Below are 23,489 nucleotides of genomic sequence, written 5' to 3' on the forward strand. Positions count from 1 at the left end.
CGCACGGGGTCCGGCCGTCGTCGTCTCCAGGTCAGGTCAGGTCAGGACGGCGGCGGCCAGCTGCCGGCGAGGGCGAGGTCCACCGCGTGCCGCCACTCGCGGGTCTCCGTCTCCGCGACGGAGGCGGTCTCCTCGGCGAGGGCCGCCACTCGCGCCACGTAGTGGGTCACCTGCTCGTCCACCCCCCGGCCCCGGGCCCGCCAGGCGAACTCGCGCAGCAGCCCGGCGACCCGGCGCAGCACCGCCGGCTGCCCCTCGGCGAACTGCAGCGGCTCCTCCAGCACCAGCTGCAGCAGCGCGGGCAGCTCCCAGGCGGGGACGACCACCCGTACCGCCCCCTCGTCGTCCCGGAGGAACCGGGCGTCGGAGGGCCGGGTCGCCAGCGCCCCGAGCAGGGCGGAGGCGTGCGAGAAGGCGTGCACCGCCGTCGTCGGGTCGTTGATGCCGGGCGAGAGCGCCCGGACCGCGATGTCGACGACCTTGCGCAGCGCGTAGGCCACGTCCCGGGCCGGCGAGCGCTCGAAGTGCAGCTCCAGCGCTCCGTCCAGCTCCTCCGCCAGCCGCGCGGCGTCCACCGGGGCGCCGGGCGAGTCGACCCACACGTGCGCGACCGGGGTGCCCTCGACGACGGAGTCCCCCATCCGGACCGCCAGCCGCACCTGCACCCCGCCGTCCCGGGCGGCCCGGACGGCGTCGTCCTCGGCGAGGCCCACCAGGAACCCGCTGGACCGGGCGACCAGCGGGACCGCGACGCCCGGCGGGAGACCGGGGCGCGCCGTCCCGTCGCCGTCCTCGGCCCCGTCCCCGTCCCCGTCCTCGTCCTCGTCGGCGCTGCCCAGCTCCCGGTGGATGGTCCGGGAGCCCTCGTCGTGGACGTCGCGGAGCATCGTCTCCACCCGCAGCACCCGGGACAGGTGCTCCAGGAAGAGGACCAGGGCCAGCACACTGCCCAGGGTCAGCACGTAGGCCACCGAGATGGACAGCCGGGGCACGAACGCGGTGTCGTCCTCGGTCGCGCTCTCGGTGCGCACGGTGCGCAGCACGGTGAGCGCGTAGACGAAGGTGAGCATCAGCTGCGCCAGCGTCAGCTGCACCACCCGGTCGGTGGCGAAGGTCTGCAGCACGCGCGGTGAGTACTGGCTGCTGCTCAGCTGCAGGGCGATGACGGTGAGCGAGAACGTCAGGCCGGTCACCGAGATCAGCGAGCCGGCGATGGCGGCCAGCAGGTCGCGGGCGGCCGACGCGCCGCCGCCGAAGGCGAAGGTGAGCGGGTGGCCCCCGGGCTCGTCGAGCCAGCCGTCGATCGCCGGCAGCAGGATGCCCAGCCCGATGGCGATCAGCACCCCGAGCACCGGGATCGGCCACAGCGCACTGCCGATCTTGCCCAGCAGCGTGCTCAGCGGTCCCCCGCGCCGGTCGTTGGCCACGCCCGAGTCTCCCCCAGGGCACGCCTCCCGGCCCGACGTCACCTGCCGGGCGGCTCCGGCTGGTCCTCCACCTGCATGACCCGCCACAGCCCCGTCCGGTGCAGCAGCGCCTCGGTGCGCCGGTTCACCCCGCGCAGCACGACGGCACCACCCCGGGCCCGGCACGTCCGGTGCGCCCACAGGAAGCTGGCCACCGCGGTGCTGGACAGCTGGCGGACGCCGGTCAGGTCGACCACCAGCCGGCGGGCGCCGGACAGCAGCGCGTCGTGCAGCAGCCAGCGCAGGTCGGCCAGCCCGTCGGCGAGCAGGTCGTCACTGAGCACCACCACCACCTGCCCGTCCCGGCCGGGGCGGGCAGGGGCGAGCGAGGCCGGCTGGCGGCTGGTCGCGGCGGTCATCGGCTCTCCCCTCGTGGCTCGTGCTGGTCCTGCGGTCTGCCCCCGAGGGTCGGCTGCGCACCTTGCGATCCGCCGCTCGTTGCTTTGCGATCGCGTGACGGCTGCGCTGCCGGCGCGGGAGCCGGCCACCGCGGTGGCAGCATGTCCGGCGTGTCGCCACGTCTGCTCCTGGTCGAGGACGACGACCACATCCGCATGCCGCTGCGCTGGGCGCTGGAGGACGAGGGCTACGAGGTCGCCGAGGCGGCCAGTGGCGAGGACGCCTGCCGGCAGGTCGACGAGACCCCGCCGGACCTGATGCTGGTCGACCTGATGCTGGGCGCGATGGACGGGTTCCAGGTGATCCGCCAGGTCCGCCGGCACCACGACCTGCCGATCGTCGTGGTCAGCGCCCGCGCGGACACCCACGACATCGTGGCCGCGCTGGAGGCCGGTGCCGACGACTACGTGACCAAGCCGTTCCAGGTCAAGGAGATCACCGCGCGGCTGCGGGCGCTGCGCCGCCGGGCCGGCGGGAGCAGCGGCGCGGCCGGCAGCGGTGCGGTCGAGCGCGGCACCGAGCTGGTGCTCGACCCGGACCCGGCCGCCCCCCTGGTGCTGCGCCCCGAACGCGGGACGGTGCACCGGGGCGAGGAGCAGCTGCCGCTCACGCTGACCGAGTTCCGGCTGCTGTGCGAGCTTGCAGCCTCCGCAGGCCGGGTGATGAGCCGGCAGGCGCTGCTGGAACGGGTGTGGGAACACGGCTTCTTCGGCGACGAGCGGCTGGTCGACGTGCACGTGCGCCGGCTGCGCACCAAGGTCGAGCGCGACCCGAGCGCACCGAACCTGGTGGTCACCGTCCGCGGGCTGGGGTACCGGCTGGACCCCCTGTGAGGCTCGCGCTCGGGCCCCGGGGGCTGCGGGCGCGGATCGTGCTCGCCTTCGCCGTCGGAGCGCTGCTGGTCTCCGCCGTCCTGGTGAGCACCACCTTCCTGCTCGCCCGCAGCTACCTGCTCGACCAGCGGGAGACCGCGCTGACCCGGCAGGCGTTCGCCGACGCCAACGTGCTGGCCAGCCGGCTGTCCACCGCCGGCGCCGAGGTCGGCGACGAGCTGGTCGACCTGGTGCCCTCCGGCGGCGCCGACGTCGTGGTGAACAGCGACGGCTCCTGGTACGCCTCCCGGCTGGACGTCGGCGCCCGGGACGTGCCCTCCGCGCTCCAGGAGCTGGTCGCCGACGGCTCGGCCGGCACGGCCCGGATCACCATCGCGGGTGGGCCACACCTGGTGGTCGGCGTCCCGATCACCGCCTCCGGAGTGCAGTTCTACGAGGTCGCGCCGCTGGTCGAGCTGCAGGCGGCGCTGCGCACGCTGACCGCGGTGCTCGGCGCGGGTGCCCTGGTGGCGACCGCCGCCGGGGCGCTGTTCGGCGGCTGGGCCAGCCGGCGGGTGGTGCAGCCGCTGGAACAGGTGGCCGGTGCCGCCACCCGGATCGCGGCCGGCGAGCTGGACATCCGGCTGCCACCCACCGAGGATCCCGACCTGGTGGCGATCGTCGCCAGCTTCAACAGCATGGTCGACGCGCTGGCCTCCCGGATCGAGCGGGACGCCCGCTTCGTCGGCGACGTCAGCCACGAGCTGCGCAGCCCGCTCACCAGCCTGGTCACCAGCGTCGAGGTGCTCGGGGGGCGGCGGGAGGAGCTGTCGGGCCGCGGCCAGCAGGCGCTGACCCTGATCGAGGGCGAGCTGGGCCGCTTCCGCCGGATGCTCGACGACCTGCTGGAGCTGGCCCGGGTGGACGGCGCCCCGGCGGTGGAGGACGCCGACCTGGTGTCCCTGGCGGCCCTGGTGCGGGAGGTCGTGCTGCGCCGTGGCCTGCCCGGTGACCTGCTGCGCACGGGGTCCGAGGAAGAGACGACGGTGCGGGGTACGAAGACCCGGCTGGAGCGGGCGGTGACGAACCTGCTGGACAACGCCGACCGGCACGCCGGCGGCCCGACCGGCATCCAGGTGGAGCGACGCGACGACTCGGTGGTCCTGCTCGTCGACGACGCCGGTCCCGGCGTGGCGCAGGCGGAGCGGGAACGGGTCTTCGAGCGGTTCGTCCGCGGCCCCCGGGCGGCCCGCCGGTCGCTGCCGGGCGCCGGGCTCGGGCTGGCGATCGTCGAGGAGACCGCGGCCGGCCACGGTGGTGCGGCCTGGGTGTCCGACAGCCCTGCCGGTGGCGCCCGGTTCACCCTGTCGCTGCCGGCGGTGGACCGGTGACCGCGCGTCGGGCCGGGTCGGCCGCACTGTTGCTGGTCACCCTGGCCGCTGCCGGCTGCGGCGTGCCCACGGGCGGGTCGCCGACCACCATCGCCGCCTCCGACGTCCCCTACGACCTGGCCTCGCCGAGCGCCCCGGCCTCGGGGGCGCCGTCCGCGCCGGCCGGCGAGGAGCAGCCGGCGGTCTACCTGGTCACCGAGGCCGGCGCGCTGGTGCCGCGCGGGCGGTCGGTCGCAGCCGGCCCGTTGGCGGACCGGCTGACCGACCTGCTGGAGGACCTGGCCGGTGGGCCGTCGCCGGCCGAGCTCACCGAGCGGCTGTCCACGGCGCTGCGCCCGGACAGCACGCTCTCGGTGACCGACCTCGCCGACGGCACCGCCACCGTCGACCTGGGTGGCAGCGCCGAGGCGCCGTCGGGCCGGGAGAGCCGGCGGACGGTCGGCCAGATCGTGCTCACCGCGACCAGCCTGCCCGGCGTCCAGGCGGTGCAGCTGACCCGCGCCGGGGAGCCGGTCGATGCGCCGCTGGCCTCCGGGGAGCTGACGTCCCGGCCGGTCACCGAGCAGGACTACCTGCCGCTGCTGACCCCGGAGGCCACGCCGGTCACCCCGGAGGCCGTCCCCCTCGACGCGGAGCCGACCCCGACCTCCTGACCGGCGCGGGCCGCCACGTCCACCCCCGCGGAGTCGCGGCCTGCTCGGGGTCAGAGCTGGGGCCGGACCCCGGCCTCCTCGGCCAGGGAGTCCGCAGCCAGCGGCCCCGCACCGTCCATCGCCGCGCGACCCGGGCCGCGCCGGCCGACCGGGAGCACCGTGCTCTCCTGGGCGCCCTCCAGCTCCAGGGCGAGCGCGGTGTAGAGCGCGACGGCCGCCAGCGCGATCCCCACCCAGCCGGCCACGGCCTGCCAGGAGGCCGAGCCGGTCGTCTCGTACACGCCCGTGGTGACGAACCTCGTCGCGGCGACGGTCATCACCAGCGCGGGCATGACCTTGCTGCTGATCGCTGCGGCGGCCGGCACCAGCATCGCGATGCCGGCGACCACCAGCAGCACGCCCAGCCCCGAGCTGGTGCCCCCCGGCGGGGAGGTGAGCGTGGTGTACCCGGTCACGGCCCAGGTGCCGCTGAGCACGCCCATCCCGGTGGCCGCGACCGGATCGCGGCCGAGGAAGCCGAACACGGACGCCAGCAGCTGGAGGGGCACGGTCGCCGCCAGCGCGGTGATCGCCGCGATCCGGCCCTGGTCGGGCGTCACCCAGCCCAGCTGGACGGCGCTGAACACCGTCGTCGCCAGGGCGAGGGCCAGGAAGCCCAGCGGCAGCGGGGTGGCCAGTGGGCGCAGCACCACCCGGGTGGCGGCGTCCGAGCCGCTCAACTGACGAGCACCTGGGTGGCCGAGGCCTTCAGCTTGCCGTTGGCCCAGCGCATCTGCCGGAGGGTCTCCGGGTGGCACCGCTGGGCGAGCTCGAGCAGCTCCGGCTTCCGGGCGCCCTGCGCGGCCTGGGCCAGCAGCTCCCAGTCCAGGGACACCCCGGCGGCCTCGCGGTGGATGTGCCGCAGGTCGGCCAGCATCAGCATGCCCGGCTCGGGGCGCCGCCCCACGGCCTCCGACGCCCGCTGCCGCAGGGTCTCCAGCAGACCGGGATCACCGGCCGGCTCGGGGTCGAGCCCGAGCCCGAAGTCCTGCCCGATGAGGCTCAGCCGGCGCACGTGGTCCTGGGACCAGCGGGCGATGTCCCGGGCCACGTAGAAGACCTCGTGGTCGGTCTTGTGCCGGTCCGAGGCGGCCAGCAGCGCGGTGGCGAGGTGGTCCTCCGAGCGGTGCAGCTCCTCGATGGCCAGGTGCAGCTTCATCGTGCCCCTCCCAGGACGGTCGCGAACTGCTCGGTCGAATGGGCGTCCGGGCCGCCCCGGGTCGGCGGCACGCCGTCGGTGACCGGGCGGGACGCGGTGGTGGTCGGCGCGGCGGAGGGACGGCCGTCGCCCTCCGCGAGCCGCTCCACCCGGGCGGCGGCGGCCTTGAACAGCGGCTGCTTGGAGACCGGGTCCCAGTCGGTGATGGTCAGCTCGTTGGCCGCCCGCCCCCGCTCGCCGTCCGGCTGGTGGCCGGCGGGTTCGTCCCAGTAGCCGTAGTGGAAGGGCAGGAAGGCGACACCGGGGCGGATGCCGCTGATCCGCAGCCGGGCCGCCACCCGGCCGCGGGGCGTGCTCACCTCGAGCAGGTCGCCCTCGGCCCAGCCACGGTCGGCGGCGTCGCCGGCCGAGAGCTCCACCCAGACCTCCGGTGCGGCCTTCTGCAGCTGCGGCGCTCGGGCGGTCTTCGTCCGGGTGTGGAAGTGGTAGAGCGTGCGGCCGGTGATCAGCTGGAAGGGGAACTCCTGGCTGGGCACCTCGTGCGGCGGCAGGTACTCGACGGCCTTGAGCACCGCCTTGCCGGTCGGGTTCATCGCCCTGTACTCCACCGGCGACAGCGGGGCCCCGGTGACCAGGTCGCGGCCGTAGCTCTCGCAGTAGTCCGGTGCGGCCCAGAACTGGCCGTCGACGTAGATGCGCTCGGTGCCGTCGGGGTGCTCGTCGTTGCACGGCCACTGGATGCCGCTGCCGCCACGGAGCTTGTCGTAGCTCATCCCGGTGTAGTCGCAGGGCCGGCCGCGGGTGCACTCCTTCCAGCCCTCGAAGGCGCCCTCCGGGTCGTCCCACTTGACCAGTGGCTGGCCGTCCTTGTCCCGCAGGTCCATCCGGCGGGAGAAGTCGATGAAGATGTCCAGGTCGGGCCGCGCCTCGCCGGGCGGCTCGACCGCCTTGTCCGACAGGTGCACGGTGCGGTCGACGTTGGTGAAGGTGCCGGTCTTCTCCCCCCACGTGGCGGCAGGCAGGACGACGTCGGCCAGCTGCGCGGTCTCGGACAGGAAGATGTCCTGCACGACGAGGAAGAGGCGCTCCTGCGCCAGGACCTCCCGGATCCGGCCCAGCTCCGGCAGCGAGACCGCGGGGTTGGTGGCCTGCACCCACATGAACCGGATGGAGCCCTCCTCGGCGTACCGGAACATCTGCATGGCGTGGGTGGGCGGGGAGTAGTGCGGGATCTGCATCGGGTCGAGGTTCCAGACCGCCGCGAGGTCCTTGACGTGCTGCTCGTTCGACCAGTTGCGGAAGGCCGGCAGGTCGCCGTCGGCGCCGCACTCGCGGGTGTTCTGCGCGGTGGGCTGGCCGTTCATCTGCAGCAGGCCGCAGCCCGGCTTGCCGAGCATGCCCCGGATGATGTGCAGGTTGTTGACCTGCGTGGCCGCCGCGCTGGCCTGGTGCGACTGGTAGAAGCCCTGCAGCACGCTCGACATCAGCCGCTGCGCGGTGCCCAGGATCCGGGCCGCCTCCCGGATCTGCCCGACCGGCACGTCGCAGATCTCGGCGGCCAGCTCCGGCGGGTAGTCCGCGACGCGCTTCTCCAGCTCGGCGAACCCGACGGCGTGCGCCTGCACGTACTCCTCGTCCACCCAGCCGTTGGCGATGACCTCGTGGAGGAGGGCGTTCATCAGCATCACGTTGGTGCCCGGCCGCGGCGCCAGGTGCAGCGTCGCCGCCCGGGCGACCGGGGTCTCGCGCGGGTCGACGCAGATCACCTGCGGCGGGTTCGGCCCGGCCAGCCGGTCCAGGATCCGGGTCCACAGCACCGTCTGGGTCTCGGCCATGTTGTGGCCGAACAGCGCGATGACGTCGGCGTGGTCGATGTCGGTGTAGGAGCCGGGCTGGCCGTCGCTGCCGAAGGACTCCTTCAGCGCGGCGGCCGCCGTGGCGGTGCACAGCCGGGTGTTGCCGTCGACGTGGTTGGTGCCGATGCCGCCGTGGGCGATCAGGCCCAGGGTGTAGTACTCCTCCAGGAACAGCTGCCCGGTGGTGTAGAAGCTGATCGCGCTGGGGCCCTGCTCGGCCAGCAGCTCCTTGGCCCGCCCGGCGACGGCGTCCATGGCGGTGTCCCAGTCGGTCTCGACCAGCTCGCCGTCCCGCCGGATGAGCGGCTTGGTCAGCCGGTCCGGTGACTTGTTGGCCTGCCAGCCGAACAGGTCCTTGGGGCCGAGGCGGCCGTGGTTCACCCGGTCCTCGGCACGCCCCCGGACGCCGACGATCTCGCCGTCCTTGACGGCGATGTCCAGCCCGTCGCCGTTGGAGTGCAGGATCGTCGCCGACTGCACCCAGCGGTCGACGTCGGCCTCGGTGAGGCCCTCGGCGAGGTGGCTGTCGACGCGGGTGGGCCAGGTCTCCCCCGGTCCGTACGGGGTGCGGGTCCCCCACGGTTCGGCGATGCGGTCGATGTCAGGCACGGGCGTCCTCCTGGGCGGCGTCTCGGGCCCGGACGGGCCGGGCACGTCACCGGGGCTGGGTGACCGTCGGGCTGGGCCGGTGCCGGCGGCTGCTGCCTGCCGACGTTCCGGCCGGGACCGCCGTCGCACGAGGTGCGACGGGGCGTGGTCACCCTGGCACGGCGTCCCCGTCCATGCCCGGTGGCACAGGGACCACTGCCGCCCGGCGCGCAGTCGTCACGAGCTCGTCATCCAGGACCCGGACGGATGACGTGCTCGTCACGTGACCGTGGGCCGGTCGGCCCCCGGCGCAGCACATGACGAGACCATGACGATCCGCGCCGCACGCCCCGGCGAGGTTCCGCCGCTGCCAGCATGGCGGGTGGTCGCCGGGCGTCGCCGACGCCGCCTGGCGACCCCCCACGGGGTTCCGCCCCGTGCTGCCGGGTAGCCCTGCGGCATGCGTGAGATCGACCCCAAGGACCCGGACACCCTCTACGCGGAGGGGCCGGTCGCCGCCGAGCCCCCGGACGACGACCTGCCCGAGACCTCGCCGATGCGGGACTCCGGCGGGACCGGACCGGGGCCCGACGACCTGGACCGGCTGCTCTGACCCCGGCCACCGGCACGCCCGGCCGTGACTGAGCTGCGCCGGTGCTGGGCAGGGACCCGGTGTCCGGGTGAGCCCAGCCCGGCCGTCCGGTGGCCTGGCCCTCGACGGGCCTCGCGCACCGTGCAGGACGAACCGCATCCCTGGGAGGCCCCCCGATGAGCTCCGCACTCCACCGCTCCGCACCTGACCGCCCAGCACCCCGCCGCCCGGCACCGGACCACTCGGCACCCGATCGCTCGGCACCCGACCGCTCGGCACCCGACCGGTCGGAGCGGGACCGCTCGGAGGGCGACCGCTCGCAGGGCGACCGCTCCGGCCGGTCCGGCCTGCGGCAGAGCATCGCCGACGGACGCTGGCCGCTGTTCGCACTGGAGCTGGTCGTGCTCGCGGTGATCTTCGGGTGGCTGTTCCTCACCGTCGCCGCGACCGGGGGCAATCTCCCCTGGTGAGGCCGCACGGCACGGCCGCACCAGGGGTGTCCTGGCCGCGCGACCGGACTCCCGCCCGCGGGTGAGCGTCGTCCGGGGTGCGCGGCCGGTGCGGGTCAGTCGGGCTGGCCGACCAGGATCATGAAACCGAACGCCACTACGATCATCAGCACGAACACCGACACGATCAGCAGCCGGGCGCGGTTCTTGGGCATCCGCCCCAGGCCGCTGGGCCGCCCGTTGTCGTCGGGTGCGTGCGTCATGTCTCCTCCTGGAGGGCTCGGGGGCCACGTCGGGTCAACGGTGCTGCGCTGCCGACCCGTGAGCGGACGGTGGTCCTCCCGCAGTGCCCCGCAGCAGGGCGACCCACTCCTCGGGCCGGCCCGGCCGGCCGACGCGCCGCCGGCCGGATGGCTCAGGGGCACCCCGGCCCGGCGCGCAGCCCGGTGAAGACGATCGTGACCAGAGCGTCGGCCAGTGCGTCGGGGGTCAGCCCGCCGTCCGGGCCGTGTCCGGGCCGGTACCACTCGGTGAGGGAGTTGACCGCCCCGAAGAGCAGCCGGCTGGTGACCGCCGGGTCGACGTCCGGGCGGACGTCCCCCTCGGCCGCGGCCGCGCGCACCAGCTCGGTGACGAACCGGTCGAAGGCCCGCCGACGGAGCAGCGCCTCCCGTTCCACCACGGAGTTGCCCCGCACGCGCAGCAGCAGGGTGACGTGCGGCAGTTGCGCGCCGAGCACCCGGACCGAGCCGCGGACGACGTGCTCCAGCCGGTCGATCGCCGGCCCGGTGGTGGCCCCGGGCTCGGTGGTGACCGCGGAGAGCGCGTCCAGCGCCCGGTCCAGCGCCAGCCGGAGCAGCTCGCCCTTGCCCGGCACGTGGTGGTAGAGCGCCGACTTGGTGACCCCGAGCCGGGCGGCCACCTCGTCCATGCTGGTCGCCTCGTAGCCGCGCTCGTTGAACACCGCCACGGCGACGTCCAGCAGCGACTCCAGCGAGTGACCGGGGCGGCCGCGCCGCACCGGCGCGCTCACCTGTGCTCCCGGCGGTCGGTGAGCCGCTGCAGCTTGCCCATCGAGCGGGCCAGCGTGCCGGGGTCGACGATCTGCACCTCCACGGTGACGCCGACGGTCTCCTTGACCGCGGCCGCCACCTCGGCGGCGGCCGCCGCGCGCCGTCCGGCCGGGCAGTCGGGCCGTGCCTCGACGTGCACGGTGAGGTGGTCCAGCCGCCCGCGGGTGCTCAGCTCGAGGGAGAAGTGCGGGGACAGGCCCGGGGTGCGCAGCACGACCTCCTCCACCTGCGTCGGGAAGAGGTTCACCCCGCGCAGGATGATCATGTCGTCGGTGCGGCCGGTGATCCTCTCGATCCGGCGCATCCCCGGCCGGGCGGTGCCCGGCAGCAACCGGGTCAGGTCGCGGGTGCGGTAGCGGACCACCGGCATCGCCTCCTTGGTCAGCGAGGTGAACACCAGCTCCCCCTCCTCCCCCTCGGGCAGCACCTCGCCGGTCACCGGGTCGATCACCTCGGGCAGGAAGTGGTCCTCCCAGACGTGCAGCCCGTCCTTGGTCTCCACGCACTCCTGCGCGACGCCCGGGCCCATCACCTCCGACAGCCCGTAGACGTCGACGGCGTGCAGGTCCAGCCGCTCCTCCAGCTCGGTGCGCAGCTGCTCGGTCCACGGTTCGGCGCCGAAGACGCCGATCTCCAGCGAGCAGGCCCGCGGGTCCAGCCCCTGGGCCTCGAACTCGTCGATGACGGTGAGCATGTAGGACGGCGTGGCCATCACGACCCGTGGCCGGAAGTCGGTGATCAGCTGCACCTGCCGGGGCGTCATCCCGCCGGACACCGGGACGACGGTGCAGCCCAGCGCCTCGGCCCCCGCGTGCGCGCCGAGCCCGCCGGTGAACAGCCCGTAGCCGTAGGCGTTGTGCAGCAGGTCGCCGGCCCGGCCGCCGGCCGCGCGGATCGAGCGGGCCATCACCGCGGCCCAGGTGCGCAGGTCGGTCTCGGTGTAGCCGACGACGGTGGGCCGGCCGGTGGTGCCCGAGGAGGCGTGCAGCCGGCGCACCTGCTCCCGCGGCACCGCGAACATGCCGAACGGGTACTCCTCGCGCAGGTCGGCCTTGCTGGTGGTCGGGAAGCGGGCGAGGTCGGCCAGCTCCCGGCAGTCGTCGGGGCGCACGCCCGCGGCGTCGAACGCCCGCCGGTGGTGCGGCACCTGCTCGTAGGCGTGCCGCAGCGTCCGCCGCAGCCGCTCCAGCTGCAGGGCCCGCAGCTCGTCGACGCCCATCCGCTCGGCCGGGTCCAGCAGCTCCGGCTCCGGCGCCGTCCCCAGCCGCCGCGGCGTCCGGGCCACCGTGCTGTCCGTCGTCATCGTCGTCCCCTCGTCGGCCGGCTCGGCCCGGGCGCTTGTGCCGGCGCGTGGCCTCGGTCACACTATTACTGACCGCTCGGTCGGTAAATGGTCGGCGGCAGCTGCTCGGAGGAGATGCGATGACGGCCCCCGCGCTCGACCGGACCCTCGACGAGGCCGCGCTGCAGGCCCGGTTCGACGCCACGATCGCGGCCGGCCACCGGATCGAGCCGCGCGACTGGATGCCCGAGGGCTACCGGAAGACCCTGGTCCGGCAGATCGCCCAGCACGCGCACTCGGAGATCATCGGCATGCAGCCCGAGGGCGACTGGCTGCTGGCCGCGCCCAGCCTGCGGCGCAAGGCCGTGCTGCTGGCCAAGGTGCAGGACGAGGCCGGCCACGGCCTCTACCTGTACTCGGCGGCCGAGACGCTCGGCGCCGACCGGGCCGACCTCACCGACAAGCTCATCGAGCGCCGGCAGAAGTACAGCTCGATCTTCAACTACCCGACGCTGACCTACGCCGACGTCGGCGTCATCGGCTGGCTGGTCGACGGCGCGGCGATCTGCAACCAGGTGCCGCTGTGCCGGTCGAGCTACGGCCCGTACGCCCGGGCGATGATCCGGGTCTGCAAGGAGGAGTCCTTCCACCAGCGGCAGGGCTACGAGCTGCTGATGACCATGATGGGCGGCACGCCCGAGCAGCAGGCGATGGTGCAGGACGCCGTCGACCGCTGGTGGTGGCCCTCGCTGATGATGTTCGGCCCGCCGGACGACGAGAGCCCCAACTCCGCGCAGTCGATGGCCTGGGGCATCAAGCGGCACAGCAACGACGAGCTGCGCCAGCGCTTCGTGGACATGACCGTGCCGCAGGCCGCCGTCCTCGGGGTCACCCTGCCCGACCCCGAGCTCGCGCTGGACGAGGCGACCGGGCGCTACCGGTTCGGCCCGATCGACTGGTCGGAGCTGCAGCGGGTGATCAGCGGACAGGGCCCGTGCAACGACGAGCGGATCGCCCGCCGCCGCGCGGCCCGGGACGACAACGCCTGGGTCACCGAGGCCGCCACGGCGTACGCGGAGAAGCACGCGTGACCGAGTTGACGGCGGAGGGCGGGCACGGCGCCGTCCCGACCGGGCCGGAGGTGCCGGTGGCCGACCGGCCGGCGGTCAGCCGTCGGGACTGGCCGCTCTACGAGGTCTTCGTCCGGGGCAAGCGCGGGCTCAACCACGTGCACGTCGGCTCGCTGCACGCTCCGGACGACGAGATGGCGGTGCACGCCGCCCGCGACGTCTACACCCGGCGCAACGAGGGCGTGAGCATCTGGGTGGTGCAGGCCGCGGACATCACCGCCTCCAGCCCGGACGAGAAGGACCCGATGTTCGCCCCCAGCGGCGACAAGGTCTACCGGCACCCGACGTTCTACGAGATCCCCGACGACGTCCCGCACATCTGAGGAAGGACCCCCTCTCCCCCACCACCTTCGTTCCTCGGGCGGCGGGGCCCTGGGAGGGGGCCATGGTGACCGCGAGCGAGGGAGGTTGCGGGATGGCGCACGAGGAGACCGTGTACGACGCGCTTGACCATGCGCACGGGGGTGAGGGGCAGTGGGCGTTCGGCACCGGGTTCGACGAGCCGCTGGCCGGCGTCGACACCACGGTGCCCGACGGGATCGACCCGGCCGACCTCGGCGAGTACTGCCTGATGCTCGGCGACGACGCCCTGGTGCTCGCCCAGCGGCTGACCGAGTGGATGACCGCCGCCCCCGAGCTGGAGGAGGAGGTCGCGCTCGGCAACACCGCCCTCGACCTGCTCGGCCAGGCCCGGCTGCTGCTGGCCCGGGCCGGCTCGGTCGGCGTCCTGGGCCGCAGCCGGGAGCGGACCACGCCGACCGTCCCGGACGAGGACGCCCTCGCCTACTTCCGCGACCCCGACGAGTTCCGGTGCACCGGGCTGATGGCGGCCCCGGGCGGGGACTTCGGCCGGACCATGGTCCGGCTGCTGGCCGCGTCCACCCTGCGGCTGGCGGTCCTCACCCGGCTGCGCGACTCGCGCGACCCTGTGCTCGCCGCGATCGCGGCCAAGGGCGTACACGAGCTGACCTACCACCGCGACCACGCGGCCCGCTGGGTGCTCCGGCTGGGCGACGGGACGCCGGAGTCGCACCGCCGCGCACAGGCCGGGGTGGACGCCGTCTGGCCGCTGCTGGCCGAGGTCCTCTCCGCCACCGACGTCGAGCGCCGCCTCGTCACCGCCGGCGTCGCGGTCGACCCGGCCGGCACCCGCGACGAGGTGCGGGCCGTGCTCACCCAGGTGCTCGACCAGGCGACCCTGCGCGTGCCGGAGTGGCCCGCCGACGTCCCGCCGCGCGGCCGCACCGGCGAGCACTCCCCCGAGCTGACCACCCTGCTTGCCACCCTCCAGGGCCTGGCCCGCCAGCACCCCGCGGCCACCTGGTGACCGCCAGCCCCGGCCATGTTCGCCACCATGGCCGCCCGTCGGACGCCGTCCCCGGCCATGCCGGCGAACACGGCCGGGCTCGGGCGGTGGCCGAGGGGGTGACTGATCCGGAGCTGCCGTTGCTGACCCTCGCCGACCTCGGGGTGCTGAGGGACGTCCGGGTCGAGGACGGCGTCGTGGTCGTGGAGATCACCCCGACCTGGTCGGGCTGCCCGGCGATGGGCGTGATGCGTGCCGACCTGGTGCACGCCCTGCACCGGGCCGGGTTCGCCGAGGTCGACGTGCGCACCGTGCTCTCCCCCGCCTGGAGCACCGACTGGATCACCGCCGAGGGGCGCAGCAAGCTCGCCGCCGGCGGCATCGCCCCACCCGGGCCGGCACCGGTGCACACCACCGGCCCGGTGCCGCTGACCCTGGGGCCGAGCCGGCGGACGGCGGCCTGCCCGGTCTGCGGGTCGCCCGACTCGGTCGAGATCAGCGCGTTCAGCGGCACCGCCTGCAAGGCGCTGCGCCGCTGCCGCAGCTGTGCCGAGCCCTTCGAACAGCTCAAGGAGCGCTGATGTCCCGGCGCAGGCCGCAGTTCCACCCGCTGACCGTCGCCGGGGTCGAGCGGCTCACCGACGACGCGGTGGCGGTGACCTTCGCCGTCCCCGACGAACTCGCCGAGGTCTACCGCTTCTCCCCCGGCCAGGCGCTCACCCTGCGCCGGGTGGACGGCGACCGGGACGAGCGCCGCTCGTACTCCATCTGCGCCCCGGTCGGCGCCCCGCCCCGGGTGGGCGTGCGCGAGGTCCCCGGGGGCTTCTTCTCCTCCTGGCTGGTGCACGAGGTGCGGCCGGGCGACCGGATCGACGTGCTGCCACCGGCCGGGACGTTCACCGCCGACCTGTCCGTGCCCGGTGACCACGTGTTCGTCGTCGCCGGCTCCGGGATCACCCCGGCGCTGTCGCTGGCCGGCTCGGTGCTGCGCGACGGGACGTCGACGGTGACGGTGTTCTACGGCAACCGCCGGACGAACACGGTGATGTTCGCCGACGAGCTGGCCGACCTGAAGGACCGGTACGGCTCCCGGCTGCAGCTGGTGCACGTGCTCTCCCGGGAGCCCCGGGACGCCGAGCTGACCAGCGGCCGGCTGGACGGTGACCGGCTGCGCCGGCTGGTCGGCTCGCTGGTCGACGTGCCGGCGGTGGACCACTGGTGGCTGTGCGGCCCGCACGGCATGGTCACCGAGGCCCGCGAGCTGCTGGCAGAGCAGGGCGTGCCGGGCGGGCGGGTGCACCAGGAGCTGTTCTTCGTCGACGACGTCCCGCCGGAGCCGGTGCGCGGCGACGAGCAGACCGTCGAGGGCCCCAGCGCCGAGGTGACCGTGGTGCTGGACGGCCGGACGACGACGCTGGCCCTGCCGCGCGACGTGCCGGTGCTCGACTCGGCCCAGCGGGTGCGCGGTGACCTGCCGTTCGCCTGCAAGGGCGGGGTGTGCGGCACCTGCCGGGCCCGGGTCACCGCCGGCGAGGTGACCATGCGCCGCAACTACGCCCTGGAGGCCGCCGAGGTCGATGCCGGCTACGTGCTGACCTGCCAGAGCCTGCCGGTGTCGGACCAGGTCACCGTGGACTACGACGCCTGAGGGCGCCGGGAGCATCGCAGGGAGCGCCAGCGACCGAGGAGCGGACCGGCGGCGTCAGGCGTCCGATGTACTCGACGCCTGAGGGCGCCGGCCGCGGGAGGGCGTGCCCCGCCCACGGCCGGCGCCCGATGGCTCAGTTGTCCAGCTCGAACACCGTGGTGCTCTCGTACACCTCGCCCGGGCGCAGCTCGGTGGACGGGAAACCGGGCTGGTTCGGGGAGTCGGGGAAGTGCTGGGTCTCCAGCGCCAGCCCGTCGCTCTGCCGGTAGACGCTGCCGCCGGTGCCGACGATGGTGCCGTCGAGGAAGTTGCCGGAGTAGAACTGCAGCCCGGGCTCCGTGGTCTCGATGGTCAGCGTGCGGCCGCTCTCCGGGTCGTGCAGCTCGGCGGCCTCCTCCAGCTCGTCCTCGCCGTCCGAGCCCTCCCGGGCGCCGTCGTCGTCCCGGTCGAGCACCCAGTTGTGGTCGTAGCCCTGGCCGTAGAGCAGCTGCTGGTCGGCGACCCGGATGCGGGCCCCGATGGCGGTGGCGTCCCGGAAGTCGAACGGGGTGCCCTCCACGGGTGCGATCTCGCCGGTCGGGATGAGCGTCTCGTCGACCGGGGTGTACGCGTCGGCGTCGATCTCCAGCTCGTGGTCGTAGATCGTCCCGGAGCCCTCGCCGCCGAGGTTCCAGTAGGTGTGCTGGGTCAGGTTGACCACGGTCGGCGCGTCGGTGGTGGCCTCGTAGTGGACGGTCAGCCGCTCCTGCCGGTCCACGCTGTAGGTGACGGTGGTGGTGAGCGTGCCGGGGAAGCCCTGGTCGCCGTCCGGGCTGACCAGCTGCAACTGCAGGGCGGCGACCCGGCGGTCACCGACCGGGGTCGCGGCCCACACCCGGTCGTCGAAGCCCTCGGGTCCGCCGTGCAGGGTGTTCGGCCCGTCGTTGAGCGGCAGCTGGTAGGTCTCGCCGTCGAGGTCGAAGGTGCCCCCGGCGATCCGGTTGCCGTAGCGGCCGATGAGCGAGCCGAAGTACGGGTCGGCGTCGGAGGCGTACCCGGCCACGTCCGGGAAGCCCAGGACGACGTTCTCCACCTGGCCGTGCCGGTCGGGCACCTCGAGGGTCTGGATCACCCCGCCGTAGGTCAGCACCCGCACCGTCATGTCCCCGTGGCGCAGCGTCCAGCGCTCGACCGGCGTGCCGTCGGGGGCGGTGCCGAAGGGCTCGACGGTGGTGCTCGCCTGCCCGCGGCCGTGGCCGCCGCCGCGGTCGGGGCGGTCCTCGGTGGCGCCGGCCGGTGCCGCGACGCTGCCGACGAGCAGGCCGGTGCTGAGCGCGGCGACCAGCGGCCAGGAGCGCCGTCGGCGGCGGCCGGCCACGGCGGTGGGGTGGGAAGAGGGCAGGGGCACACGTCCAGGCATGCGGGACTCCGTCGTCCGTCGCGGTGGCAGGTGCACGTGCCCCTCGACACCGGAACGGCGAACGGGGACGTGCCCTCGGTCGGTCCTGTGGAACGCAGTCGACGGTAGGGACGCCGCCGAGCGCCTGTCAATGGCGGGTCGGGGTCAGTCCCGGCCGACCGTGGCCGTGCTCCGCGACCGGTAGAGCAGGTCGCCGTGCTCAGCTTGGTGCCGAGCGATGTAGCCCTCGACGAAGGGGCACACGGCCAGCACCCGCAGTCCCTGGCGGCGGACGTCGTCCAGCGCCTGACGCACCAGGGCCGAGGCGACGCCCCGCCCCTCGTGCCCGGGGTACACCTCGGTGTGGGTGAACACGACGAGCTCCGCCGTCTTCAGGTACTCCGCGATCGCGGCCAGCTCACCGCCGACGCGCCCCTCGTAGCGGTGCTGCTCGCTCGCGTCGGTCATCTCGACCTGCATGGTCGTCCCCTCTCGCCGCCCGGGTGGTCGGCCACATCCTGGCCGGGCCGGGACCGTGCGAGGGCGCCGGGGTGCGGCCGCCCGCTGATCGCCGTCGTCGCTGCGACCATGGCGGCGTGCTGCTCGCCGACGTCCTCGCCACCTCTGCCACCGTCACCGCGACCAGGTCCCGGACGGCGAAGGCCACGGCGATCGCGGACCTGCTCCGCCGGGCTGCCACCGACGAGGTCGAGCCGGTGACCGCGTGGCTGTCCGGTGAGGTGCGGCAGGGCCGGCTGGGCGTCGGGTGGCGCACCCTGTCGGCGCTGTCGGGCCCGGCTGCGCCCGAGCCGTCGCTGACCGTGCTCGCCGTCGACTCGGCCCTCACCGAGCTGGCCGGCGTGGCCGGCCCCGGTTCGGCCGCCCGGCGGGACGCCGTGCTGCGCACCCTGCTGGATGCGGCCACCGCCGACGAGCAGCAGTTCCTGGTCCGGCTGCTCACCGGTGAGCTGCGCCAGGGAGCGCTGGAGGGCGTCGTGCTGGACGCGGTCGCCACCGCCGCCGACGTGCCGGCCACCGCCCTCCGGCGGGCGTTCATGCTCTCCGGGCGGCTCCCGGAGACCGCGGCCCTGGCGCTCACCGGCGGGGTCGAGGCGCTGGCCGCGGTGCGCCTGGAGGTCGGCCGGCCGGTGCGCCCGATGCTGGCCAGCCCGGGGTCGTCGCTGGACGCCGCGCTCGCCGACCTCGGCACCGACGTGACCGTGGAGACCAAGCTGGACGGCGCCCGGATCCAGGTGCACCGGGACGGCGACGTCGTCCGGGTGTGGACCCGCACGCTGCGCGAGGTCACCGACGGGGTGCCGGAGCTGGTCGAGCGGATCCGGGCGCTGCCCTGCCGAACGGCCGTGCTGGACGGCGAGACCCTCGCGCTGGACGACGACGGCCGGCCGCGCGCGTTCCAGGACACGATGAGCCGGTTCGGCAGCGACGCCGCGGACGCCGGCGTGCTGCTCAGCCCGTTCCTGTTCGACGTGCTGCACCTGGACGGCCGCGACCTGCTGGACGAGCCGCTGTCGGTCCGGCTGGACGCGCTGGCCGGGCTGCTCGCCGCCGAGGAGCACGCCGCGCTCCGGATGCCCGGGGTGCGCCGGCCGACCCCGGAGCAGGCGGCCGGGGTGCTCGAGGACGCGCTCGCCGCCGGGCACGAGGGCGTGGTGGTCAAGGCACTGGACGCCCCGTACGCGGCCGGACGCCGCGGCCGGTCGTGGCAGAAGGTCAAGCCGGTGCACACCCTGGACCTGGTGGTGCTCGGCGCCGAGTGGGGCTACGGCCGGCGCAGCGGCCGGCTGTCCAACATCCACCTGGGCGCCCGGGACCCCGATGGCGGCGAGCCGCTGATGGTCGGCAAGACCTTCAAGGGCATGACCGAAGAGCTGCTGGAGTGGCAGACCCGCACCTTCCCCGGGCTCGCCGCCGAGCAGGCCGAGTGGGGCCTGCGGCTGCGGCCGGAGCTGGTGGTGGAGATCGCCCTGGACGGCGCGCAGCGCAGCACCCGCTACCCCGGCGGGCTGGCGCTGCGCTTCGCCCGGGTGGTCCGCTACCGGCCGGACAAGACCGCTGCCGAGGCCGACACGCTGGACGCGGTGCGCGCCCTGCTCGCCGGCGGTGCGGCCGCGGCCGGCTGACCCGCGCCGGTCAGCGGCGGTGCCAGCGGACCGTGCCGGCCGCGGCGAGGGAGAGCACCGTGAGCGACAGCCCGGCGCTGCGACCGGCGACGTCCCCGCCACGGCGGCCGACCAGGACGGCGGCCGCGTCGAGTGCGGTGAGCAGCAGGGTGACCTCGGTGGTGCGCCGGGCCTGCGGTGCGGGGGTGACGAGCAGCGCGGCGCCCATCGCGATGTTGCGGGCGGCGATCAGCCGCACCAGCAGCGGCAGCGCCACGTCGGTGCGGGTGGCCTCCTCCCGCACGCCCAGCACCCGGGTGATCGCCCGTGGCGCGAACAGCGCCCCGGTGCCCAGCCAGATCGACAACGACCCGATCGTCTTACGGGTCCCGTCCCAGTCGCTCGTCATGCTCGGCTGGTGCCCGGCGGCCGGGCCGGCCAACCGGAGGCGAGCACGACCACCACGGCCAGGAACGGCAGCGTCGCGGTGCTGGCCACCAGGTCGCTGACCGTCGCCACGGTGAACGCGCCGACGCCCGGTGAGTCCAGCGGTCCGAGCACCCGGCCCGCGCCGAGCGCGGCGACCGAGGCGGGGATGGTCAGCAACGCGGACACCGCGCCACCGGCAGCCACCCCGGCCAGCACCGTGCCCGGCGCCCGCCGCACCGCCCGGCCGGCCAGGACGACGCCGCGGCGCAGCGCGCCGGCGGTCTCCGCACCGCGGCCGGCGGGCAGCCCGGCGAGCGCGCCGGTGACCCACAGCTGGGCGATCAGGCCGGTGGTGAAGCCGACGGCGTCCACTGCCAGGGCGGCGGCCAGCCGGGGGTCGTCCCAGACCAGCACCTGGCGCGCCACGTCGGGCACCGTGTTCACCAGCGCGGCCGCCAGGGCGACCGACCATGCGGCGGGGGCGTGCCGCCGCAGCACGTCCAGCGCCGCGCGGAGCGTGCCCAGCGGTGCGGGCATCAGGCCCGGGTGGCGACGAGCGCCGTCCAGCAGCCGGCAAGCCGGGTCTCCTGGGCGGTGACGTCCAGCCCGGTGGCGCGGCAGGCGTCGGCCAGGCCGGCCGGGGTGGGGCGGTCGCCGTCGGCCGGGTGCCGGGAGACCGCGCGCAGCGGCCGGCTGTCGACGAACCGGGCGGTCATCTCGCAGGAGTAGAGCCGCCCGCCCGGGCGCAGCACCCGCGCGGCCTCGCCCAGCACCGCCCGCCAGTCGTCGGCGTGGTGCAGCACGTGGTAGCCGAAGACGGCGTCGTAGCCGCCGTCGGGAGCAGTCAGGTGGGTGGCGTCGCCGGCCGCGACGGTCACCCGGTCGCCCAGGTCCGCCACCGCCACGCGGCAGGCGTCCACGCTGGCGGGGAAGAGCTCGACGCCGTCGGCGTGGGCGGCGCCGAAGGTGTCCAGCGCCAGCCGCAGGCCGGTGCCGCGCCGGCCGGTGCCGAGTTCGAGCACCCGGCCGCCGGGGACCTGCCCACCCAGGCGCAGCAGCCGGCGGGCCTCCACCTGGCGCTGCACGCGGGCCCGCAGTGCGGCGTCCACCCAGAGCCGGTTCGCGTCGACCACGGTCGAGGGGACGGCGGGGCGCGCAGGTGTGTCGGGCACGGTCCGGTGGTGCCCCGTCACCGGTCGGCACAACCGTCAGCCCACCGGTCGCGGCCGTCGGAAAGGCGGGCTCGGCCGTCAGGTCGCCGAACGCCTCCCGCCGCGCGGACGGCGCACGGGTGAGCCCGGCGTGGCCAGCAGGAACACCGCGCCGAGGCCGATCAGCAGCCACTGGCTGACCAGCCGGTAGACCAGCACGGCCGGGACCGCCTGGCTGGCCGGCATCCCGGCGGCGACGAGCGCGGCGACCAGCGCGGCCTCGACCACGCCGATCCCGCCGGGGGTCAGCCGGGCGGAGGAGACCAGTGCCCCGGCCGCCCAGGCCAGCACGAGCCCCTGCCAGGGCACCGGGGCGCCGACGGCCACCAGCGCGAGGGCCAGGCAGCCGATGTCGAGCACCCAGTTGGCCAGCGCCAGGAGGAACGCCCGGCCGCCGGTGGCCGGGCTGAGCCGGAAGGCGCCGAGGGAGGTGAACAGGTCGTCGATCCGCTGGTCGACGTGCGCGGCGCGCAGCGCCGGGACCCAGCGCGCCAGCAGCACGGCGGTGCGGCCGACCAGCCGCACGACCACGGTGCGGCTGCGGGCGTGCCGCAGCACCAGCAGCACGCCCGCGATCGGCACGACGCCGGCGACGGTGGCCAGGAAGGCGCCGAGGGCACCGACCAGCGACCCGGTCAGCGCCGAGCCGACGGCGAGCACCACGGCCAGCGTGGCGGTGGCCACGATCCCGGAGACTGCCAGCGCCCAGCCCACCAGGGCGGTGCTGTTGCCCAGCGCGTGCAGCCGCCGGTAGGTGTAGGCGGCACTGGCGGCCGCTCCGGCGACCGGCACCGTCGCGGAGATCGTGTTGCCGGCGTAGATGGTGGTGGTGGCGTGCAGCAGCGGTACGTGGCCACCGCCGGCGCGCAGCAGCCATCGCTGCTGCAGCACCAGGCAGTGCATCGACACCAGTGCCACGCCGGCCGCCAGCAGCACCCACGACCAGCGGACGCCGACCAGGCCGTCCCACCACTCGGCGATCCGGTCGTGGAAGACGACGACGAGCACCACCCCGGCGACCAGCAGGACGACCCGCAGCAGCACCCCGGCCAGGACGGCCCGTCGGTGGCGCCCGACCGGTGGCTGGTCGGGCCGCGCGCTGGTGGCCCCGGCGACGGCGACCCGCTCCGGTGGTCCGCCGGCGTCTGCGGCGGTCACCGGCCCGGCCCCTCGACCGGCGCCGGCCCGGGGACCACACGCCCCCGGCGGCGCCGCATCGGGACGGCGAGGGGGTGGGACATGCGCCCATCCTCCCAAGCCCCCGGCGGGACCGGGGGCACCGCGCCCGCCACCGACGCCGCGTGGCGGGTGCAACGGGCCACCGGCGCGACGACGGGCCCCAGGTCAGGCGGCGGTGACCCGCGGGGCCACCTCGGTCCCGAGCAGCTCGATCCCGCGCAGCAGGTCGGCGTGTGCCAGCCGCGGGTTGGTCATCTGCAGCGAGATCCGGTCGACCCCGCCCAGCTGGCCGGAGATGCGCACCAGCTTCTCGGCCACGGTGTCCGGGTCGCCCATGAAGAAGGCGCCGTCCGGGCCGCTGGTGGCGTCGAACTGGGCCCGCGACGGCGGGGCGAAGCCGCGCTCCCGGGAGACCTTGGTGAACATCTCGTGCCAGCCCGGGTAGATGGTGTCCGCGGCGGCCTGGTTGCTCTCGGCGACGAAGCCGAACACGTGCAGGCCGACCTGCAGCGCCTCGGGCGCGTGCCCGGCCTGCGCCCCGGCCCGGCGGTAGAGGTCGACCAGCGGCGCGAACTGCCGCGGCTCACCGCCGATGATCGCCACCATCAGCGGCAGGCCGAGCAGCCCGGCCCGGGCGAAGGACTCCGGGCTGCCGCCCACGCCCACCCAGATCGGCAGCGGGCTCTGCAGCGGGCGGGGGTAGACGCCCTGCCCGGTGAGCGCCGGGCGGTGCCGGCCGGACCAGGTGACGTGCTCGGAGTCGCGGATCTGCAGCAGCAGGTCCAGCTTCTCGGTGAACAGGGTGTCGTAGTCGGCCAGGCTCAGCCCGAACAGCGGGAACGCCTCGGTGAACGAACCACGCCCGACGACCAGGTCGATCCGGCCCTTGGAGATCAGGTCCAGGGTGGCGAACTCCTGGAACACCCGGACCGGGTCGGCGGCGCTGAGCACGTTGACCGCGCTGCCCAGCCGGATCCGCGAGGTGCGGGCGGCAGCGGCCGCCAGGATGACCGCCGGCGCCGAGTCGTAGTACTCCGGGCGGTGGTGCTCCCCGATGCCGAAGGAGTACAGGCCCACCTGGTCGGCGAGCGCGATCTCCTCCAGCAGGTGCTCCATCCGCTCCTCGGGCCCGACGAGGCGCTCGGTCACGGGATCGGTCACTGCTGCGACGAAGCTGTCGACGCCGATGTGCATGGGGTCCTCCCGGAGCGGGACGTCGACGGCGGAGTCCGTCAAACGTTCAACCACATTGAACCAGGGAGGGCGGTCCGGTGTTCCTCGCCGGGCCGGCCGGCCCTCGGCCGACGCTCGACGCCGAGCTGCGGG

Annotated in this window: 26 protein-coding genes; 11 read left to right on the top strand and 15 right to left on the bottom strand. The window is 75.1% G+C overall.

Annotated features, from left to right (window positions below; translation table 11 throughout):
* Positions 1-41: 41 nt before the first annotated feature.
* Together Q1A09_RS01455 and Q1A09_RS01460 are read right to left on the bottom strand one after the other, a co-directional pair.
* On the bottom strand, positions 42-1,427 hold the full coding sequence (locus tag Q1A09_RS01455) for a DUF2254 domain-containing protein (RefSeq protein ID WP_299951191.1): 1,386 nt from the start codon (positions 1,425-1,427) through the stop codon (positions 42-44).
* Positions 1,428-1,465: 38 nt separating this feature from the next.
* On the bottom strand, positions 1,466-1,825 hold the full coding sequence (locus Q1A09_RS01460) for an STAS domain-containing protein (RefSeq protein ID WP_299951194.1): 360 nt from the start codon (positions 1,823-1,825) through the stop codon (positions 1,466-1,468).
* 141 nt (positions 1,826-1,966) lie between these two features.
* Between Q1A09_RS01460 and Q1A09_RS01465 the strand changes: the two genes are divergently transcribed.
* Genes Q1A09_RS01465 through Q1A09_RS01475 form a run of 3 tightly spaced genes read left to right on the top strand, consistent with a single transcriptional unit; the run spans position 1,967 to position 4,721 of the window.
* Positions 1,967-2,698 carry a response regulator transcription factor gene (locus Q1A09_RS01465; RefSeq protein ID WP_299951196.1) on the top strand — a complete coding sequence of 244 codons (732 nt, stop codon included), beginning with the start codon at positions 1,967-1,969 and terminating at the stop codon, positions 2,696-2,698.
* Positions 2,695-4,068, top strand: coding sequence for a cell wall metabolism sensor histidine kinase WalK (locus Q1A09_RS01470; protein ID WP_299951199.1), 1,374 nt, complete (start codon positions 2,695-2,697; stop codon positions 4,066-4,068). The genes Q1A09_RS01465 and Q1A09_RS01470 overlap by 4 nt, the downstream gene beginning before the upstream one ends.
* Positions 4,065-4,721: a GerMN domain-containing protein gene (locus tag Q1A09_RS01475; RefSeq protein ID WP_299951202.1), complete on the top strand. Its 657-nt coding sequence runs from the start codon at positions 4,065-4,067 to the stop codon at positions 4,719-4,721. Before Q1A09_RS01470 ends, Q1A09_RS01475 begins: the two co-directional genes overlap by 4 nt.
* 50 nt (positions 4,722-4,771) lie before the next feature.
* On the opposite strand, the gene Q1A09_RS01480 is transcribed toward Q1A09_RS01475, so the two are convergent.
* Genes Q1A09_RS01480 through Q1A09_RS01490 form a run of 3 tightly spaced genes read right to left on the bottom strand, consistent with a single transcriptional unit; the run spans position 4,772 to position 8,384 of the window.
* Positions 4,772-5,440 (bottom strand): GPR1/FUN34/YaaH family transporter, encoded by a 669-nt coding sequence (locus Q1A09_RS01480; RefSeq protein ID WP_299951205.1) that lies wholly within the window; start codon positions 5,438-5,440, stop codon positions 4,772-4,774.
* The gene (locus tag Q1A09_RS01485; protein ID WP_299951208.1) at positions 5,437-5,919 is read right to left on the bottom strand and encodes a hypothetical protein; all 483 of its coding nucleotides are present in this window, start codon (positions 5,917-5,919) and stop codon (positions 5,437-5,439) included. The genes Q1A09_RS01480 and Q1A09_RS01485 overlap by 4 nt, the downstream gene beginning before the upstream one ends.
* Positions 5,916-8,384 (bottom strand): molybdopterin oxidoreductase family protein, encoded by a 2,469-nt coding sequence (locus Q1A09_RS01490; RefSeq protein ID WP_299951211.1) that lies wholly within the window; start codon positions 8,382-8,384, stop codon positions 5,916-5,918. Before Q1A09_RS01490 ends, Q1A09_RS01485 begins: the two co-directional genes overlap by 4 nt.
* 439 nt (positions 8,385-8,823) lie before the next feature.
* Here Q1A09_RS01490 and Q1A09_RS01495 point away from each other — a divergent pair, with 439 nt between their 5' ends.
* On the top strand, positions 8,824-8,976 hold the full coding sequence (locus tag Q1A09_RS01495; RefSeq protein ID WP_222195038.1) for a hypothetical protein: 153 nt from the start codon (positions 8,824-8,826) through the stop codon (positions 8,974-8,976).
* A gap of 155 nt (positions 8,977-9,131) precedes the next feature.
* The gene (locus Q1A09_RS01500) at positions 9,132-9,425 is read left to right on the top strand and encodes a hypothetical protein (RefSeq protein WP_299951219.1); all 294 of its coding nucleotides are present in this window, start codon (positions 9,132-9,134) and stop codon (positions 9,423-9,425) included.
* Between the two features lie 95 nt (positions 9,426-9,520).
* Here the strand turns inward: Q1A09_RS01500 and Q1A09_RS01505 are convergent, their stop codons facing one another.
* The 3 genes from Q1A09_RS01505 to paaK all read right to left on the bottom strand — a co-directional run bounded on the left by Q1A09_RS01505 (position 9,521) and on the right by paaK (position 11,780).
* Complete coding sequence (locus Q1A09_RS01505; protein WP_299951222.1) at positions 9,521-9,667, bottom strand: hypothetical protein; 147 nt, start codon at positions 9,665-9,667, stop codon at positions 9,521-9,523.
* Positions 9,668-9,819: 152 nt separating this feature from the next.
* Positions 9,820-10,437 (bottom strand): TetR/AcrR family transcriptional regulator, encoded by a 618-nt coding sequence (locus Q1A09_RS01510; RefSeq protein ID WP_299951225.1) that lies wholly within the window; start codon positions 10,435-10,437, stop codon positions 9,820-9,822.
* A complete protein-coding gene (gene paaK, locus Q1A09_RS01515) occupies positions 10,434-11,780 on the bottom strand; it encodes a phenylacetate--CoA ligase PaaK (RefSeq protein ID WP_299951227.1) in 1,347 nt (448 codons plus the stop codon). Before paaK ends, Q1A09_RS01510 begins: the two co-directional genes overlap by 4 nt.
* 119 nt (positions 11,781-11,899) lie before the next feature.
* Between paaK and paaA the strand changes: the two genes are divergently transcribed.
* The 5 genes from paaA to paaE all read left to right on the top strand — a co-directional run bounded on the left by paaA (position 11,900) and on the right by paaE (position 15,843).
* Positions 11,900-12,850: a 1,2-phenylacetyl-CoA epoxidase subunit PaaA gene (gene paaA, locus Q1A09_RS01520; protein ID WP_299951230.1), complete on the top strand. Its 951-nt coding sequence runs from the start codon at positions 11,900-11,902 to the stop codon at positions 12,848-12,850.
* The gene (paaB, locus tag Q1A09_RS01525) at positions 12,847-13,212 is read left to right on the top strand and encodes a 1,2-phenylacetyl-CoA epoxidase subunit PaaB (RefSeq protein WP_366139743.1); all 366 of its coding nucleotides are present in this window, start codon (positions 12,847-12,849) and stop codon (positions 13,210-13,212) included. Before paaA ends, paaB begins: the two co-directional genes overlap by 4 nt.
* 92 nt (positions 13,213-13,304) lie before the next feature.
* Positions 13,305-14,216, top strand: coding sequence for a 1,2-phenylacetyl-CoA epoxidase subunit PaaC (gene paaC, locus Q1A09_RS01530; protein ID WP_299951233.1), 912 nt, complete (start codon positions 13,305-13,307; stop codon positions 14,214-14,216).
* Positions 14,217-14,314: 98 nt separating this feature from the next.
* Positions 14,315-14,776, top strand: a complete 462-nt coding sequence (paaD, locus tag Q1A09_RS01535; protein WP_299951236.1) for a 1,2-phenylacetyl-CoA epoxidase subunit PaaD — start codon at positions 14,315-14,317, stop codon at positions 14,774-14,776.
* Positions 14,776-15,843 carry a 1,2-phenylacetyl-CoA epoxidase subunit PaaE gene (gene paaE, locus Q1A09_RS01540; protein ID WP_299951239.1) on the top strand — a complete coding sequence of 356 codons (1,068 nt, stop codon included), beginning with the start codon at positions 14,776-14,778 and terminating at the stop codon, positions 15,841-15,843. Before paaD ends, paaE begins: the two co-directional genes overlap by 1 nt.
* Before the next feature lie 133 nt (positions 15,844-15,976).
* Here paaE and Q1A09_RS01545 read toward each other — a convergent pair whose 3' ends face one another.
* Together Q1A09_RS01545 and Q1A09_RS01550 are read right to left on the bottom strand one after the other, a co-directional pair.
* Complete coding sequence (locus Q1A09_RS01545; RefSeq protein ID WP_299951241.1) at positions 15,977-17,242, bottom strand: aldose epimerase family protein; 1,266 nt, start codon at positions 17,240-17,242, stop codon at positions 15,977-15,979.
* 144 nt (positions 17,243-17,386) lie between these two features.
* Positions 17,387-17,689 (bottom strand): GNAT family N-acetyltransferase, encoded by a 303-nt coding sequence (locus Q1A09_RS01550; RefSeq protein ID WP_299951244.1) that lies wholly within the window; start codon positions 17,687-17,689, stop codon positions 17,387-17,389.
* A gap of 128 nt (positions 17,690-17,817) precedes the next feature.
* Here Q1A09_RS01550 and Q1A09_RS01555 point away from each other — a divergent pair, with 128 nt between their 5' ends.
* Positions 17,818-19,365: an ATP-dependent DNA ligase gene (locus tag Q1A09_RS01555; RefSeq protein ID WP_299951247.1), complete on the top strand. Its 1,548-nt coding sequence runs from the start codon at positions 17,818-17,820 to the stop codon at positions 19,363-19,365.
* Positions 19,366-19,375: 10 nt separating this feature from the next.
* Here Q1A09_RS01555 and Q1A09_RS01560 read toward each other — a convergent pair whose 3' ends face one another.
* From Q1A09_RS01560 to Q1A09_RS01580, 5 genes are all read right to left on the bottom strand, one after another.
* Positions 19,376-19,753, bottom strand: coding sequence for a DUF4267 domain-containing protein (locus Q1A09_RS01560; RefSeq protein ID WP_299951250.1), 378 nt, complete (start codon positions 19,751-19,753; stop codon positions 19,376-19,378).
* Positions 19,750-20,310, bottom strand: coding sequence for a hypothetical protein (locus Q1A09_RS01565; protein ID WP_299951253.1), 561 nt, complete (start codon positions 20,308-20,310; stop codon positions 19,750-19,752). Before Q1A09_RS01565 ends, Q1A09_RS01560 begins: the two co-directional genes overlap by 4 nt.
* Complete coding sequence (locus tag Q1A09_RS01570; RefSeq protein ID WP_299951255.1) at positions 20,310-20,945, bottom strand: class I SAM-dependent methyltransferase; 636 nt, start codon at positions 20,943-20,945, stop codon at positions 20,310-20,312. Before Q1A09_RS01570 ends, Q1A09_RS01565 begins: the two co-directional genes overlap by 1 nt.
* Before the next feature lie 78 nt (positions 20,946-21,023).
* Positions 21,024-22,142, bottom strand: coding sequence for a YbhN family protein (locus tag Q1A09_RS01575; RefSeq protein WP_299951258.1), 1,119 nt, complete (start codon positions 22,140-22,142; stop codon positions 21,024-21,026).
* 186 nt (positions 22,143-22,328) lie between these two features.
* The gene (locus tag Q1A09_RS01580; RefSeq protein ID WP_299951261.1) at positions 22,329-23,399 is read right to left on the bottom strand and encodes an Atu2307/SP_0267 family LLM class monooxygenase; all 1,071 of its coding nucleotides are present in this window, start codon (positions 23,397-23,399) and stop codon (positions 22,329-22,331) included.
* Between the last annotated feature and the right edge of the window lie 90 nt (positions 23,400-23,489).

It is taken from the genome of uncultured Modestobacter sp. (genome assembly GCF_947486615.1).
In the GTDB taxonomy this organism is placed as follows: Bacteria; Actinomycetota; Actinomycetes; order Mycobacteriales; family Geodermatophilaceae; genus Modestobacter.

Coding starts and splice junctions, on each gene's coding strand:
- Q1A09_RS01460 (WP_299951194.1), bottom strand. CDS start 1,825: ATGACCGCCGCGACCAGCCGCCAGCCGGCCTCGCTCGCCCCTGCCCGC.
- Q1A09_RS01500 (WP_299951219.1), top strand. CDS start 9,132: ATGAGCTCCGCACTCCACCGCTCCGCACCTGACCGCCCAGCACCCCGC.
- Q1A09_RS01550 (WP_299951244.1), bottom strand. CDS start 17,689: ATGACCGACGCGAGCGAGCAGCACCGCTACGAGGGGCGCGTCGGCGGT.
- Q1A09_RS01545 (WP_299951241.1), bottom strand. CDS start 17,242: ATGCCTGGACGTGTGCCCCTGCCCTCTTCCCACCCCACCGCCGTGGCC.
- Q1A09_RS01565 (WP_299951253.1), bottom strand. CDS start 20,310: ATGCCCGCACCGCTGGGCACGCTCCGCGCGGCGCTGGACGTGCTGCGG.
- Q1A09_RS01485 (WP_299951208.1), bottom strand. CDS start 5,919: ATGAAGCTGCACCTGGCCATCGAGGAGCTGCACCGCTCGGAGGACCAC.
- paaA (WP_299951230.1), top strand. CDS start 11,900: ATGACGGCCCCCGCGCTCGACCGGACCCTCGACGAGGCCGCGCTGCAG.
- Q1A09_RS01505 (WP_299951222.1), bottom strand. CDS start 9,667: ATGACGCACGCACCCGACGACAACGGGCGGCCCAGCGGCCTGGGGCGG.
- Q1A09_RS01495 (WP_222195038.1), top strand. CDS start 8,824: ATGCGTGAGATCGACCCCAAGGACCCGGACACCCTCTACGCGGAGGGG.
- Q1A09_RS01465 (WP_299951196.1), top strand. CDS start 1,967: ATGTCCGGCGTGTCGCCACGTCTGCTCCTGGTCGAGGACGACGACCAC.
- paaK (WP_299951227.1), bottom strand. CDS start 11,780: ATGACGACGGACAGCACGGTGGCCCGGACGCCGCGGCGGCTGGGGACG.
- paaE (WP_299951239.1), top strand. CDS start 14,776: ATGTCCCGGCGCAGGCCGCAGTTCCACCCGCTGACCGTCGCCGGGGTC.
- paaC (WP_299951233.1), top strand. CDS start 13,305: ATGGCGCACGAGGAGACCGTGTACGACGCGCTTGACCATGCGCACGGG.
- Q1A09_RS01560 (WP_299951250.1), bottom strand. CDS start 19,753: ATGACGAGCGACTGGGACGGGACCCGTAAGACGATCGGGTCGTTGTCG.